General features: G+C 43.6%; 13 protein-coding genes. 8 read left to right on the forward strand and 5 right to left on the reverse strand.

The features are described 5' to 3' along the window. Nucleotides 1-19: 19 nt before the first annotated feature. Nucleotides 20-1,516: a lipopolysaccharide biosynthesis protein gene (locus tag ACNURT_RS23725; protein WP_419699765.1), complete on the forward strand. Its 1,497-nt coding sequence runs from the start codon at nt 20-22 to the stop codon at nt 1,514-1,516. A 29-nt stretch (nt 1,517-1,545) separates the two neighbouring features. On the opposite strand, the gene ACNURT_RS23730 is transcribed toward ACNURT_RS23725, so the two are convergent. The 3 genes from ACNURT_RS23730 to ACNURT_RS23740 form a co-directional block, all read right to left on the reverse strand. Beyond that, on the reverse strand, nt 1,546-2,343 hold the full coding sequence (locus ACNURT_RS23730) for a LamG domain-containing protein (protein WP_419699766.1): 798 nt from the start codon (nt 2,341-2,343) through the stop codon (nt 1,546-1,548). A gap of 81 nt (nt 2,344-2,424) precedes the next feature. Beyond that, on the reverse strand, nt 2,425-4,236 hold the full coding sequence (typA, locus tag ACNURT_RS23735) for a translational GTPase TypA (RefSeq protein WP_370996774.1): 1,812 nt from the start codon (nt 4,234-4,236) through the stop codon (nt 2,425-2,427). Nucleotides 4,237-4,395: 159 nt separating this feature from the next. After that, on the reverse strand, nt 4,396-5,184 hold the full coding sequence (locus ACNURT_RS23740; RefSeq protein ID WP_419699767.1) for an alpha/beta hydrolase: 789 nt from the start codon (nt 5,182-5,184) through the stop codon (nt 4,396-4,398). A 279-nt stretch (nt 5,185-5,463) separates the two neighbouring features. Here ACNURT_RS23740 and ACNURT_RS23745 point away from each other — a divergent pair, with 279 nt between their 5' ends. The 7 genes from ACNURT_RS23745 to ACNURT_RS23775 all read left to right on the forward strand — a co-directional run bounded on the left by ACNURT_RS23745 (nt 5,464) and on the right by ACNURT_RS23775 (nt 11,919). Continuing rightward, on the forward strand, nt 5,464-6,171 hold the full coding sequence (locus ACNURT_RS23745; protein WP_419699768.1) for an esterase family protein: 708 nt from the start codon (nt 5,464-5,466) through the stop codon (nt 6,169-6,171). Nucleotides 6,172-6,333: 162 nt separating this feature from the next. Further along, a complete protein-coding gene (locus ACNURT_RS23750; protein ID WP_419699769.1) occupies nt 6,334-7,467 on the forward strand; it encodes an ATP-grasp domain-containing protein in 1,134 nt (377 codons plus the stop codon). A 182-nt stretch (nt 7,468-7,649) separates the two neighbouring features. Beyond that, nucleotides 7,650-8,747, forward strand: a complete 1,098-nt coding sequence (locus ACNURT_RS23755) for a carboxylate-amine ligase (protein WP_172337539.1) — start codon at nt 7,650-7,652, stop codon at nt 8,745-8,747. A 265-nt stretch (nt 8,748-9,012) separates the two neighbouring features. Next, nucleotides 9,013-9,849 carry a type 1 glutamine amidotransferase gene (locus ACNURT_RS23760; protein WP_419699770.1) on the forward strand — a complete coding sequence of 279 codons (837 nt, stop codon included), beginning with the start codon at nt 9,013-9,015 and terminating at the stop codon, nt 9,847-9,849. Nucleotides 9,850-10,009: 160 nt separating this feature from the next. Then, a complete protein-coding gene (locus ACNURT_RS23765; RefSeq protein ID WP_419699771.1) occupies nt 10,010-10,663 on the forward strand; it encodes a FadR/GntR family transcriptional regulator in 654 nt (217 codons plus the stop codon). Nucleotides 10,664-10,673: 10 nt separating this feature from the next. Continuing rightward, nucleotides 10,674-11,507, forward strand: a complete 834-nt coding sequence (locus ACNURT_RS23770; RefSeq protein ID WP_419699772.1) for a sulfite exporter TauE/SafE family protein — start codon at nt 10,674-10,676, stop codon at nt 11,505-11,507. A 10-nt stretch (nt 11,508-11,517) separates the two neighbouring features. Next, the gene (locus ACNURT_RS23775; RefSeq protein ID WP_419699773.1) at nt 11,518-11,919 is read left to right on the forward strand and encodes a DUF1634 domain-containing protein; all 402 of its coding nucleotides are present in this window, start codon (nt 11,518-11,520) and stop codon (nt 11,917-11,919) included. A 77-nt stretch (nt 11,920-11,996) separates the two neighbouring features. On the opposite strand, the gene ACNURT_RS23780 is transcribed toward ACNURT_RS23775, so the two are convergent. Then, the gene (locus ACNURT_RS23780; protein WP_419699774.1) at nt 11,997-13,331 is read right to left on the reverse strand and encodes an efflux RND transporter periplasmic adaptor subunit; all 1,335 of its coding nucleotides are present in this window, start codon (nt 13,329-13,331) and stop codon (nt 11,997-11,999) included. 36 nt (nt 13,332-13,367) lie between these two features. Then, nucleotides 13,368-14,813, reverse strand: a complete 1,446-nt coding sequence (locus ACNURT_RS23785) for a TolC family protein (protein WP_370996783.1) — start codon at nt 14,811-14,813, stop codon at nt 13,368-13,370. Between the last annotated feature and the right edge of the window lie 48 nt (nt 14,814-14,861).

Here is a 14,861-nt window from a genome sequence, read left to right on the forward strand (position 1 = left end):
AACACGGCCAACTAACTGAATGGGCATCATAAAAAAACAAACCATTAAAGGCACTATATATTCCTATCTGGGGGTGCTTATCGGTTTTTTATCTACCAATTACCTGATGCCCCATTCCTTAAGCCCGGCCGAAGTTGGTTTGATAGGCATATTGACATCAGCTCCTTTGGTGTTTGCGCAATTCTCCATACTGGGTTTTAACGGAACGGCCCGGTATTTTCCTTATTTCCGCAGTGAAGAAAAAAACCATCACGGCTACCTTTTCCTGGCCTGTATGGTGTCGTTAGTAGGTACCATTTTATTTGTAACGATAGCCTGGCTGTTTAAAGGCCAGATCGTGAGCCATAATACCGATGGCAGTTCGGCCAAATCATCGGCCCTGTTTAATGTATATTACTGGTACCTGGTGCCGCTTACTGTTTTTACGTTGTTTTTTAATGTGTTTGACCTGTACGCCCGCATGCTTTATAACATGACTACAGGGCTTATACTGCGCGAGTTTACCAAAAGGGTATTTATACTGGTACCTATTATACTCATCTATCTTGGCCTTATCACCTTTGAAAGTTTTATGTGGCTATGGCTGGTGGCCAACCTGATACCCACCTTTTTTATCATAATCCGGATCATACGCGATGGCCAGTTTTCGCTTAAGCCCGACATGGACTTTTTAACCCGCGATATGGTTAATAAGCTCATAGGCATTTGCTTTTTTACCATACTAACTGGCATGGCACCAGTTATTATTCAGAATGTAGACAATTACCTCATTTTTAAAAAACTGGGCTTGAGCGCAACCGGGATATATATACTGGCCTTTAACTTTGGCCTCATTATCTCTTTGCCTACACGTTCGCTGTACAGCATTGCTTATACCATCGTATCTGAATCATGGAAAAGCAACGATCTTAAAAACATCCGTACCGTGTATGAAAAAAGTTGTGTAACACAGCTTATCGCCTCCTTATTCCTGTTTATACTGATGTGGGCAAGTATCGATAATATTCTGGGGCTTACCCCGCCAACATACAGTACAGGCAAATACGCCATATTTTTTGTAAGCCTGGGTTTTTTGATAGAGGCATCAACAGGCATCAATGGGGTGATTATGGCTACATCAAAATATTTCAGGTACGAGGCACTGTTTAACCTGTTATTGGTGGTACTTATTATTGTGGCCAACCTGTTGCTGATCCCTCGTTATGGTATTACCGGATCTGCCATAGCTTCGGCTATCACTTATTTTGTCTTTAACCTGTTCAGGTATATGTTTATCTGGATAAAATTTGGCATGCAGCCTTTTACCATTCAATGCGTACTGGCGTTGGCAGCCGGTATTCTGACATATTACCTATCGGTTTGGATACTGCCGCACATCGGTAATTATGTTGTTGATACTATTTTGCGCACCTCTTTTATTACCGCGCTTTATTTACCGGCCGTTTACTTTTTGAAACTTTCCGAGGATATAAACAGCATTATTGATGGTGCTGTCGCGAAGTTGAAAGGTAGATAGCGATTAAGTGTCGAAGAATGGTGGGTATATTAGTATGTTAATTTAAACAAGTTATTAATCTGACCTGGAGATATCACCCGGTTATATATCCTGATATCATCAAGCTTACCTTTTATAAAATATCCAGGGGTATTGCCACTGGGATCGTCATAACTATTTTTGCCGATAAACAGATCAACCGCGGTGGCTGGATTTGGTGTAGGTATATTACTTATCACGGCATCCGGAACACCATTTATATAAAAGGCTAATGCCTTAAACTGGTTACTATATTGCACGGTGATCATCGTCCACTGACCAATGGGAATAATACCATGACCAACCGCAAAAGGATCACCACCTCCGGATACATTATAAAAGGCAAACCCAGGTCCTCCACCCTCACCTCCTACAGAACCGTACCCGGTGATAGAAGTGTTCCATCCATTTTGATAAGGGCCGTTAGCCTTGGCAAGCACTGCACTGCCCGAATAAACTATATAATCATCAAGGTTAACCCAGTAATTGATCGTAAAATCGGTATTGCTTAATCGTAATGCCTGGTTATCTTTTACCCTGATATAGCTGGAGGTTCCATTAAAATAATAAGCAGTATTAGCCTTACCAAAACGGTTTGGTGCCGAAGTAATATTGTAAACGGTTCCGTCATTACCTTTTCCTGACGAATCAATAACATTGTTATTAAAAGGGTAGTAAGCTACCAAGCCTACTTTAAGGCTATCAACCACTACTGGTTTAGGATTATTTTTTTTGCTGCAGGAAGTAAAAGAAGAAATCATGACACTTACGCATAAGGCCACAATTAATAAGGTTATATATCTGTTCATGTAATAAGCTTTAGGATCCAAATATAACAAAAAAGCCTCCAGGAAATCCTGAAGGCTTTTGTATAATTAGTGTTTTGTTAATTATTGATTAACAAACCTTTTAGCGTTAATTCTTCTTTCATTTTCGTTCAGGAATATTTTACGCAAACGGATGCTTTGTGGGGTTACCTCAATGTATTCATCAGCCTGGATATACTCCATCGATTCTTCTAACGAGAATTTGATAGCAGGCGCAATACGTACGTTGGTATCGCTACCAGATGCACGCATGTTGGTTAACTGCTTGCCTTTGGTTAAGTTGATCACCAGATCGTTATCACGAATGTGCTCGCCTAAAACCTGACCTTCATAAATATCAACACCCGGATCGATAAAGAAACGACCACGATCTTGTAATTTATCGATAGCGAAAGCGGTGGTTTTACCTGTATCCATTGATACTAATACACCATTTAAACGGCCAGGGATAACACCTTTCCATGGCTCATAAGCCTTAAAGCGGTGCGCCATGATAGCTTCACCAGCAGTAGCAGTCAGTACGTTGTTACGTAAACCGATGATACCGCGTGATGGGATCTCGAACTCTAAGTGTTGCAGGTCGCCTTTTGGCTCCATGATCAACAGTTCGCCTTTACGTTGTGTTACCAACTCAATTACTTTACCGGCAACATCGCCCGGTACGTCAACAATTAACGACTCGATAGGCTCGCATTTAACACCGTCAATTTCTTTAACGATAACCTGTGGCTGACCTACCTGTAATTCGTAACCTTCGCGACGCATGGTCTCGATCAATACCGACAAGTGAAGAATACCACGACCGTACACCAGGTATGAATCAGGCGATTCGGTTTCAATAACCTTCAGCGCCAGGTTTTTTTCCATCTCTTTAAACAGACGGTCGCGCAGGTGGCGTGAAGTAACAAATTTACCTTCTTTACCAAAGAAAGGTGAAGTATTGATGGTGAACAACATGTTCATGGTAGGCTCATCAATTTTGATAACTTCCAGTTGTTCTGGTTTTTCAAAATCGGCAATGGTATCGCCAATATCAAAGCCATCGATACCTACAACGGCACAGATATCACCAGAACCTACTTCAGTAGCACGTACTTTACCTAAACCTTCAAAGGTATAAAGCTCCTTGATTCTTGATTTTTGGATAGTGCCGTCGCGTTTTACTAAAGATACCGGCTGGTTTTCTTTGATGGTACCGCGGGCAACACGACCGATAGCGATACGACCTACGAAAGAGGAATAATCCAAAGAAGTGATCTGCATTTGCAAAGTACCTTCGGCGATAGGCGCCGGTGGAATGTTTTCCAAAATGGCATCCATTAACGGGAAGATATCTTCTGTTGGTTTTTTATAGTCGGTGCTCATCCAGCCTTGTTTTGATGAACCGTAGATAACCGGGAAATCCAGTTGCTCTTCAGTAGCTTCAAGGTTGAAGAATAATTCAAATATCTGTTCGTAAACTTCTTCCGGGCGACAGTTTTCTTTGTCCACCTTGTTTACAACCACAATAGGTTTTAAGCCTAAAGCCAAAGCCTTTTGGGTTACAAAGCGGGTTTGAGGCATGGCGCCTTCAAAAGCATCACAAAGTAATAATACACCATCGGCCATTTTCAATACACGTTCCACTTCGCCACCAAAGTCGGCGTGACCCGGGGTGTCAATAATGTTGATCTTGACGTCTTTGTATCTAACCGAAACGTTTTTGGATACGATGGTAATACCACGTTCACGTTCCAGATCGTTATTGTCCAGTATCAGTTCACCGGTTGATTCGTTGTCCCTGAATATTGAACAGCTGTGCAATATTTTGTCAACCAATGTGGTTTTACCGTGGTCAACGTGTGCGATAATCGCGATGTTTCTTATTTTTTGCATGAAAATGCTCCCTAAAATTTGGCGCAAAGGTAAGCTTAATATATGGCATTTTAAAGGATTGTAGGTTTATCTGCAAACATTTATATAATTAAATTACCAAAGCAGTCTAACCGCATACGCTTTTAACCTACTGATTAACTAAATTTTACATAAAAATTCTTACCGCCCAAAAGCCCAGATCAAAAACTTAGGTAGCGCTTTACCCCAGGTGGCCGTATCATGCGTACCGCCTACCAACTCTACATATTGTATATCATCTGGGCGGGTATAACCTTTGGTTTCCAGCTCTTTGATCAGATCGATAGTATCATCAATAGCGTCGATGATACCATTTTTATTGCGATCGGTGGTTTCATCTTTGGTACCGGTTTGCAGCCAGAACTGGAGATCGGGTTTACCTGTAGTATTTCTGATAACCGAGTGCATGATGCGGTCGGCATCGGTATAGCCTTTCGCCAGATCTTTACTCCGCCACCAGAACGATCCGGAAAACACACCCACCTTGTCAAACACATCACTATTATTCCAGGCAATATCAAAAGCCGAAAGTCCGCCTAATGAAAAGCCCGCAAAGGCCCGTTTTTCAAAATCGTTAATCCCGGTTTGTTGCTTGATCTGGGGCAGCAATTCGCTTTTTATAAATTCGGTATAAACATCGGCCTGAGAGCCACGCTTTTTAAAATCGGGTTTGCCCGCTATACCGTATTCCTGTATACGGTCTTCGCCTGCATGTACAGCCACTATCAATACCGGCTTTATGCGGTTGGTATTATATAACTGCTCCAATGTTGCCAGTAGCTGTAGATTTTCCATCTCCTGACCGTCGTTCAATAACAACAGGTTCAGCGGTTCCGTGATCTCCTGTTCATCGGGCATTACCAGTGTGCAGGTAACCTCGCGGTTAAGTAGTGCAGAATTTATAGTGATATTTTTTTCGGTGATCGTCATTTCTGTTTCAGCCCAGCCCCAATACATCTTTATTCAATTTTAAGGGTGCAAAAGTAAACATACTTTTTATTTTTTGAGGTAATAGGCCTCACCCTGCCCTCTCCAAAGGAGAGGGTTCAAAAAAACTTTTGTTTTAAGTCCTCGCCTTTGGAGAGGACTATTACATGAGGGCTTCGCCGTTTAGGTGAGGTTTTTTCGCCCTAACCTTTAATTTATCAGACTGTTGCCTTTTTCAGTCAAACCAGTTAACTTACCGTCTGAAACCAAAAATCTATTATTTTGACCGAAAAATATCACCGCTGGCATTCGCCGAATTTAAGTGCCGACCTGGAAATGCTGGTGTTTGGCGATCGTGGTTATCCTGTGATCCTGTTCCCTACAACTAAGGGCCGGTATTATCAGAATAAGGATTTTGGATTGATTGAAAGTGTACGATGGTTTATTGACCAGGGTCTGGTTAAGATTTACTGCCCCGACACTATCGACGACCGCAGTTGGTACGACAAAGGCATCTCCCCGGCTGATCGTGCCCGTAACTATACCTGGTACGATAAAATGCTGCTGGAAGAACTGGTGCCCTGGGCCATGCACGAAACCGGCGTAGGCAAAGTAGCCATGGCGGGCTGCAGTTTTGGGGGCTATCACGCGGCCAACTTCGCGTTTAAACATCCCGAAAAGGTAAGCAACCTGTTTACCATGGGCGGCGCGTTCGATATTAAAATGTTTACCGATGGCTTTTATAACGACGATGTATTTTACAACAATCCCGTTGATTTTTTACCGGGTGACAATGCCCCGGACTTATGGAACATGAACATCATCCTGGGAACATCGGAGTACGACATTTGTAAAGAATATAACCTGCAGTTATCAAACATTTTAAAGCAAAAAAATATTAAACACTGGCTGGATATCCGTCCATTTGCCAAACACGACTGGCCCATCTGGCGCGAAATGTTCCCGCATTATTTATCAACCATTCGATAGAGAGTCAAGAATCAGGAATCAAGACACAGAAATAAATTATAAAAGGCATTCACCAGCAAAAAACAGAAGCAAGAAATAAGAATCAGGAGTCAAGACAAAGGCTATTGAGCTCTTTTAGGATTTAGAGTTTAGAAATTAGAGTTTAACCTCATCATTTACCCCATGAAAAAAATAGGCATCTTATTCGGACAGGAAAATTCATTTCCACAGGCATTTGTTGACCGCATCAATCAAAAGGCCGAAAAAAATATTTCGGCAGAATTTGTACGTATAGATAAGGTTTTACAGGCCGAACCATTGGATTACGCGGTGATCGTCGACCGTATCTCTCAGGATGTGCCCTTTTACCGGGCCGCTCTCAAAAACGCGGCTATTTGCGGTACCGCGGTGATCAACAACCCGTTCTGGTGGAGTGCCGACGAAAAGTTTTTCAATAATGCCCTGGCTGTAAAGCTGGGAGTGCCTGTGCCCAAAACGGTGATCCTGCCCTCTAAGGAATTGCCCGATGATACGAGCGATCGGTCATTCCGTAACCTAGCCTATCCGTTGGATTGGGACGGTATATTTGACTATGTAGGTTTCCCGGCCTATATGAAACCTTTTGACGGTGGCGGCTGGAAAGAAGTTTACCAGCTGCAAAACCGGGAAGATTTTTTCAACAAGTATGATCAAACCAAGCAATACGTAATGATGCTGCAGGAAGAGGTGGTGTTTGACGATTATTTCCGGTGCTACTGCATCGGCGGTAAACATGTGCGCATTATGCAGTACGAGCCACGCAACCCGCATCATTTACGCTATGAACATGGCAAAGCCCCTGCATCCAAAAAATTGCTGGATACAGTTAAAGATTATGTCATCAAACTGAACCAATACCTGGGATATGATTTTAACACGGTTGAATTTGCGGTGCGCGATGGTGTACCCTATGCTATCGATTTTTGCAACCCGGCTCCCGATGCCGAAGTAACCAGCGTAGGGCAGGAAAACTTTGACTGGGTGGTAGAAACCGCCGCCGATTATGCTATTGAACGTGCCAAAAAACAAAAAGCGGGTCTTGATAACCTCACCTGGGGCGAATATGTAAAAACATCGGCAGCCAAAACACCGCTGGTAAGTCCCAAACCGGCAAAAAAAGAAATTTACATTGGTAAAGTGAACCCTCCCGCTGCAGCCGAGAGCAAAGTAAAGAAAGTAGCAAAAGCGGTAAAAGCAGCAACTCCGGTTAAAGAAGCCGCTCAACCCGCTAAGGTTAAAGCTAAACCTCAAGCAAAAGTTAAGAAAGAAAAGAAGTAAAGAAAGTAACTAAAAAGTCGGTTGCCAAAAAATAAGAAACGCAGGCAGGTGCGATTCCCCTCTTGAGAGGGGTGGAGGGGTGTGTTTATTTCACATAGTACAACACACCCCGGCTACCGCACAGCCATGCCCTCCCCCTCTCAAGAGGGGATTTTGAATGAGTGATAATAACCTAACCAATTATGAACGAGTTTACCTTAGGTGTTGAAGAAGAATTTATGGTGATTGATCCTGTAACCAGGGAATTAAAATCGCATGAGCAGAAAATTGTGGATAGTGCCCAAAAGATCCATGAGGACCAGGTAAAGGCCGAAATGCACCAGGCCGTGGTAGAAGTGGGCACGCATATTTGTCATAACACCCAGGAGGCCCGTCAGGAGGTAAGCAAGCTACGTACTACGGTAGCCCAATTAGCCGGCGACATTGGTTTGCGTATTGGCGCCGCGGGCACACACCCATTTTCGCACTGGCAGCATCAGTTGATCACAGATCATCCAAGGTATTTTGAGATCGTGGACGAAATGCAGGAGGCCGCCCGATCCAACCTTATTTTTGGTTTGCATGTGCATGTGGGCATCCAGTCGCGCGATATGGCTATTCATATCGCCAACCAGGTGCGTTATTTTCTGCCGCACGTTTTCGCCTTATCAACCAATTCTCCTTTTTGGGAGGGGCGTAATACCGGGTTCAGATCCTTCCGCACTAAAGTATTTGATAAGTTTCCACGTACCGGCATACCAGATTCTTTCAGCAGTATTGAGGAGTATGATAGCTACATCAAGCTGCTGGTAAAAACCAATTGTATTGATAATGCCAAAAAGATCTGGTGGGACATCCGCGTACATCCTTTCTTTGAGACCATCGAATTCCGCATTTGCGATTGCCCCATGCTGGTTGACGAAACCATCGCCTTTACAGCTTTGTTCCAGGCCTTGTGTGCCAAACTGTATAAGCTAAGGCAGCAGAATATGAAATTCATCACCTATTCGCGTGCCCTCATCAACGAAAATAAATGGCGCGCGGCCCGCTACGGCATCGACGGTAAAATGATCGACTTTGGCAAGGAAATGGAAGTGAACACCCGTTCGCTGGTATTGGAGCTGCTGGATTTTGTGGATGATGTAGTAGACGAGTTAGGCTCGCGCGACGATCTGCAATACGTACACAAAATATTGGAACACGGCACAGGCGCCGACAGACAGTTAGCCGTTTACCAACAAAACAGTAGCTTTGTAGACGTGGTGGATTATATTACCTCGCAAACTTTAAAGGGATTGTAACCCCATAAAAGCATAAATCAAACTATTATAGCATGGCGCATAGCCGACTCACCCGGTCTACGCTACGCTGGACCACCCTCTCTTCGGCTTCGCCGCAAAGAGGGTAAAGAAAAAAGAAATAAAAACCCCTCTTTCCGCCGCAAGCGAAGAGAGGGGTGACGAGCGTAGCGACGTCGGGGTGAGTCGATGCCGCAATTTATGTTACCTGCTACTTGATGGCCCATTACTCTGAGGAGAGAACTTAACAAATTATTAAAAGAACAAAATGACAAATAAACCGGAAATCAGGGTAGCAATACTTGACTTGTATGATGGGATAGCTAATGAGGGAATGCGTGGTTTCCAGGAGATTTTGAACAGGTATAAGGCACAGCACGAGCTTAATTTAAGTTACCAGATATTTGATGTACGCCGGCGCTGCGAAATGCCGGGCACCAATTTCGATATCTATATTTCCAGTGGTGGCCCTGGTGATCCGCTGATATCTGAAGGTACCGAATGGGAGAAAAAATATTTCAGACTGATAGAAAAATTGGAAGATCATAACCTTTCCAACACCACTGATAAAAAACATACGCTGTTTGTATGCCACTCTTTCCAATTGATGTGCCGCCATTATAAATTGGGCGATATCAATATGCGCCGTTCGCCATCATTTGGTGTGCTGCCGGTTAACCAAACCCCTGCCGGTGCCCATGAACCTGTTTTTGAGGGCTTGGGCGATCCTTTCTATGCGGTCGACTCCCGCAGCTGGCAGGTGATCAATCCCGATGAAAAACGTTTCGAGGAACTGGGCATGCAGCTGGTCGCTATTGAAAAAGAGCGCCCGCATGTTGATCTGCCCCGCGCCATGATGGCCATCCGTTATAACGATTACTTTTTCGCCACCCAGTTTCACCCCGAGGCTGATGCTGGCGGCATGAAGGCCATGCTGTTACGGGACGAAAAAAAGCAGGAAGTGATTAATGAGCATGGCGAAGTAAAATACCGCGAAATGCTCGATCGCCTGGATGATCCCGACAAAATAACCCATACCCAACGCACGCTGATCCCCAATTTTCTTGACCAGGCGGTGAAGTTTGCAGGACTAAGCCCCCTCTAAATCTCCCCCAAAGTGGGGAGACTTAAAAGAATAGTCTAAAGCCCTCTCCTTTGGAGAGGGTTGGGTGAGGCTCCCTCATCACATCAATGTCATAAAACATTCTAAACATCTGATGTTTTAATAAAAACATCATATCTTTACATATCAAATCACCAGCGATATGGATAAGAAAGAAACTCTCGGCAGCCGCGTGATCAGCCAGATCAGGAATGATATAGCGCAGGGCAAATTCAAGCTCAATGAAAAAATACCCGCCGAGCCCGAATTAATGCAATTATATGGCGTTGGTCGCTCCACCATCCGCGAAGCCATTAAAACCCTGGCTACAGCCGGCATACTTAAAGTACAGCAAGGTTCCGGAACATTCGTTAACTCCTTTGTAAGTGAGCAAACCATCGAACAGCGTTTAAAAAATGCCGACTTTGATCAGATCAATGCGGTACGGGTACTGTTGGAAGGTGAAATAGTGCGACTGGCAGCACAAAACCGTACAGACGCGCATATAGCTCAAATTGAGCAATCCCTTGAAAAAAGAAAACAGGCTATCCAATCAGAACAACGCCAGGCTTGTGTTGATGCCGACATCGCTTTTCACATGGCTATAGCTCATGCCTCGCTCAATAATGTGCTGGCCGATCTTTATGAAAGCTTCACTCTTATCATTCGTGATTTCTTTTCCAAACGCGAAGCACAAGGCATCAGTCATTTTGCCATGAGCCACCACTTGCATGAGCAACTGTTTAAGGCCATCAAAGCTCAAAAAGTAAAACAGGCAGAGCAACTGATCCAACAGATCTTAAATAATAATTATTAATACATACATCATGACCATCATAACATTCACCCTCATCTTGCTGGCAGGCGCTTACCTGGCCGGTTTGGTTGGCTCACTTACCGGCTTAGGCGGCGGCGTAGTGGTTATCCCATTGCTCACACTCGTATTTCATGTAGATATACGCTACGCTATCGGCGCGGCCTTACTGGCTTCCATCGCCAATTCCTCGGGTGCGGCAAGTGCTTATATCAAAGAGGGCATTACCAATATCCGCTTAGGGATGTTTCTGGAGATAGCTACTACCATAGGGGCAGTTGGCGGCGCTATCATAGCGGTATATACACCCACCAACACTATTGCCATTCTCTTTGGAGCCATCCTGTTGTTTTCGGCAGCCATGACCCTCCGCAAAAAGAACATGGAAGCTTTAACTGAAGGCAGCGCACTATCCTACAAATTAAAGCTCAACAGCAGCTACCCTACTAAAAACGGCGAGGTGGAATACAAATTAAAAAATATAGGTGCGGGTTTCTCGATTATGACCCTGGCCGGCGTTTTATCCGGGCTTTTAGGTATCGGCTCGGGAGCCTTAAAAGTTTTGGCTATGGATTCGGCTATGCACATACCCTTTAAGGTAAGTACCACAACCAGTAATTTCATGATCGGGGTTACAGCCGCCGCCAGCGCGGTAGTGTACCTGCAAAGGGGCTACATGGATCCGGGAATCGCCTTCCCGGTGATGTTAGGTGTATTGGGCGGCGCGTTTACCGGCTCCAAACTGCTTACCCGCATGGATCCAAAAGTACTCAAATACATCTTCTGCGTGGCCATCACCTTTGTTGCTGCCGAAATGATATTTAATGGCTATAACCACAAATTCTAAGAACAAGATCATGAAAAAGATACTTTCAAAAAGCTTTACCGCTGATCAGGATATAGAAAAGCTGATCAGTTACTTATTAAGATACGGGGTTATTACTGCAAGTCTTATTGTTTTCACAGGCGGCATTATTTACCTGCATCAATATCAACATAGCAGTATACCAGCCTATCACACATTTGTGGGTGAGCGGGCGGGTTATACCACCATCAGCCAGATCATGAGTGGGGTTGGCACGTTTAACGCCAAAGGGATCATACAACTGGGTGTACTGGTTCTGATTGCCACACCTATTTTACGCATCTTTTTTTCATTGATAGGATTTATATTAGAAAAAGACAGACTTTATATCCTGATTACTTTTGTGGTGCTAAGCGTGATGATGTTCAGCATTTTCGGAGGCTTAAAAGTTTAAGCTCCACTGGTATTTAACAAAAAGGGCGGCTTCAATTTTTGGAGCCGCCCTTTTTTATGATTTGATTCCCGACCGGATTACTTGTTATCTGAATTAAATAATTTTGATTTATCAACCTTTTGAACCATCATGCCATCGGCCAGTGTTTTGGATATGGCAGCGTATGGTGCCGACACCACCTCTTCGCCCCCTTTTAAGCCCGACAGGATCTGGATATAGGTATCATTCTGGATACCGGTGGTTACCTGCACCTGTTTTAATTTACCCGGAGCCGCGTAAACAAACACATACTCCTTAGCCGGAGCACTGATCTGTGGTTTATTGTCATCTTTTGCTGCAGTCTCGGCGCCCCTATCTTTTTTCTCATCACGGGTAGTTACCGACTGGATCGGAACCGACAGGGATTTCACATGATTGGTATTGATATCAACCGTAGCGGTTAAACCCGGACGGAAAGGCGACGGATTATCAACTGTTTTTTTAAGCAGTGCAGTATAAGAATTCGCATCAATGCGTACTTTAACTGTAAAATTGGTTACCTGATCGGCAGTAGTGCCTACTACGTTTGCAGAGCTTCCTATCTCAATTACCGAACCCGCAAACTTCTTACCGGCAAAGGCATCAATCTCAATATTTGCCGGATCATTTATTGATATCCGGTTAATATCATTTTCGTTTACATCAACATTCACATCCATCTTGCTCAGATCAGATATGGTCATGATCTCGGTACCGGCAAACTGCTGGGTACCCAAAACACGCTCGCCTTTTTGAATCACCAACTTGGAGATCACCCCATCAACCGGTGAATAAAGACTGGTTTTAGCCAGGTTATCCTGTGCTTCTTTAACAGAAGCTGATTGTTGTTGCAGGCCAAATTGCGCGCCTACCAGGTTTTGTCTGGCCGCCTCCAAACTGGCTTTGGCTCCTTCATAACTGGCCTTAGCGTTATCAAATTCTGATACGGTAAGCACTTTATTTTTAAAAAGTGTTTGGGTCCGTTTAAAAGTAGCTTCCTGGTTAGCAAAAGTGGCTTCTGCCTGTTTAAGCAATTGCGCCATATTGCCGATAGTTGCTTTTTGGGTACTGTAGCTTGCCAGGGCCCTGTCATATCCTGATTTTAAGATATCTGGACGTACACGGCAAACCAGCTGACCTTTTTTAACCACATCGCCTTCTTTAACAGGCAGCTCAACAATTTCACCCGATACTTCGGAGGTTATCTTTACTTCAACATGCGGTTTTATTTTTCCGCTGGCAGATACCGTTTCATTAATTTCACGCACGTCGGCTTTTTCGGTGGCTATCTGGGTTAAAGCTGGCTTACCTATAATACCCGTCACTTTCAATAAAATAAGCAAGACGATTATCGCCCCCAGAGCTATCAAAATATATTTAGTAGTTTTTCCCATGACTGTGCGTTTGGATATTTTATATGTGTTTTAAGATTAAAGCGTTATAGGGTTGCCCAGATAGTAATCGATTACCTTGCTCCTGAAAATGAGCTGGTACTGAGCCTCGATCATATCAAATTGTGATTTATTGAGGTTGGTTAAAGAGGTATTGTAATCCAATGAGTTTACTAAACCAACTGTATACCGTTGCTGAGTAATGTTAAAGGCATCTTTATTAGCCTTGTAAGTTTGCGTTGTCGACAGATATTTTTTCTCGGCGGCGCGCAAGTCCCAAACCGCCTGATAAATAACCTTGCTTAGGGTATTCCGGGCCAGTTGAGCAGTCACCTCCGCGTTTTGAGCCTGGATTTTTGCCTTGCGTACTGAAGTGCGTGCAGAGAACCGGTTAAAAATAGGGATCTGTAAGCTCACAGCAACGGCCTGGTTAAAGTTGTTACTTATCTGGTTAAAAAATGGGTTGCTTTTATACGTTTGTATAAAGCCAGGCTGCACAACAACTTGATTTGTAGCTTGTACAACACCTATGGGTGTAAGTGTCCCGGTGGCTATTACCTGGTCAATCGTATTTTTTGCATTTGAATAATTAGAACCTGCCTGCCCAACCAAAGTAACGGTTGGATAATAATTGCCTTTGGCAACTTTTATAGCCTGTTCATATGATTTCTGCTGAACTTCGGCAAGCAGTACATCCGGGTTTACATTCAACGCGGTTTTTAATATATCCTGCGGGTCATATATTACTTTGATATCGCTCAGTTTACCTATGTCTGGTTTTTGCACCTCGATCTCGGTAGCCGGATTCATCTCCATATATTGCTTTAAAGTAAGCATTGATGACTCTAGCTGATTTTGGGCATTGGTATAGTCAAGTTCCGAAGTTGAAAGCTGTGCTTTAGCTTGTGAAAGATCGGCCAGCGTTTGGTTACCTACATTATAGTTCTGCTGTGCCCTATCCAGCGTTAGCTTTGATATTTCTATTTGCTGTTTTGACGCTTTTACCAGATCCTGATTGGTTAACACCTGCAAAAAAGTAGTAACTACATTTAATATCAGATCATTTTTAACTTTGGATGTGGCTGTTTTATTAGCATCAAGCAATATTTTATTCTGAATGATCTGGTTTCGCAATTGCCCGCCTTGAAATAAGGTGATCTGGGCAGTTGCCTGGCCATATACCTGTAAAATACGCTGATTAATGAACTGATAGGTCGATTGGTCGATATTACGGCCAAAGTTAAACCCGCCTTGCGGCGCCGCTGTAAGACTTGGTAGTTGGTTATACTTTGATTGTTTCAGGTCTTCGTCAGACAAGGCCTCAGTAAATTGCGATTGTTTAATGGTTAAATTTCGTTCAAGGGTAAGGTCGATCGCTTTTTGTAAAGTAATTACTTCCTGCGCTTTAGCTTGAAAACCAAGTGCCGAAAATACAATAGCACCTATAAGAGTTGTTTTAATGGGTAGTGACAATGTTGGTTTCATAAGTTTTTATATGCAATTGTAAGCAACGGATGCTTACCTTGCATGTTC

The sequence above is a fragment of the Mucilaginibacter sp. NFX135 genome (assembly GCF_048565145.1).
GTDB lineage: Bacteria > Bacteroidota > Bacteroidia > Sphingobacteriales > Sphingobacteriaceae > Mucilaginibacter.

Excerpts from the sequence above, each read along its gene's own strand:
- ACNURT_RS23725 (WP_419699765.1), top strand. The coding sequence starts at position 20 with ATGGGCATCATAAAAAAACAAACCATTAAAGGCACTATATATTCCTAT.
- ACNURT_RS23740 (WP_419699767.1), bottom strand. The coding sequence starts at position 5,184 with ATGACGATCACCGAAAAAAATATCACTATAAATTCTGCACTACTTAAC.
- typA (WP_370996774.1), bottom strand. The coding sequence starts at position 4,236 with ATGCAAAAAATAAGAAACATCGCGATTATCGCACACGTTGACCACGGT.
- ACNURT_RS23775 (WP_419699773.1), top strand. The coding sequence starts at position 11,518 with ATGAAAAAGATACTTTCAAAAAGCTTTACCGCTGATCAGGATATAGAA.
- ACNURT_RS23770 (WP_419699772.1), top strand. The coding sequence starts at position 10,674 with ATGACCATCATAACATTCACCCTCATCTTGCTGGCAGGCGCTTACCTG.
- ACNURT_RS23780 (WP_419699774.1), bottom strand. The coding sequence starts at position 13,331 with ATGGGAAAAACTACTAAATATATTTTGATAGCTCTGGGGGCGATAATC.
- ACNURT_RS23760 (WP_419699770.1), top strand. The coding sequence starts at position 9,013 with ATGACAAATAAACCGGAAATCAGGGTAGCAATACTTGACTTGTATGAT.
- ACNURT_RS23750 (WP_419699769.1), top strand. The coding sequence starts at position 6,334 with ATGAAAAAAATAGGCATCTTATTCGGACAGGAAAATTCATTTCCACAG.
- ACNURT_RS23755 (WP_172337539.1), top strand. The coding sequence starts at position 7,650 with ATGAACGAGTTTACCTTAGGTGTTGAAGAAGAATTTATGGTGATTGAT.
- ACNURT_RS23765 (WP_419699771.1), top strand. The coding sequence starts at position 10,010 with ATGGATAAGAAAGAAACTCTCGGCAGCCGCGTGATCAGCCAGATCAGG.
- ACNURT_RS23785 (WP_370996783.1), bottom strand. The coding sequence starts at position 14,813 with ATGAAACCAACATTGTCACTACCCATTAAAACAACTCTTATAGGTGCT.
- ACNURT_RS23730 (WP_419699766.1), bottom strand. The coding sequence starts at position 2,343 with ATGAACAGATATATAACCTTATTAATTGTGGCCTTATGCGTAAGTGTC.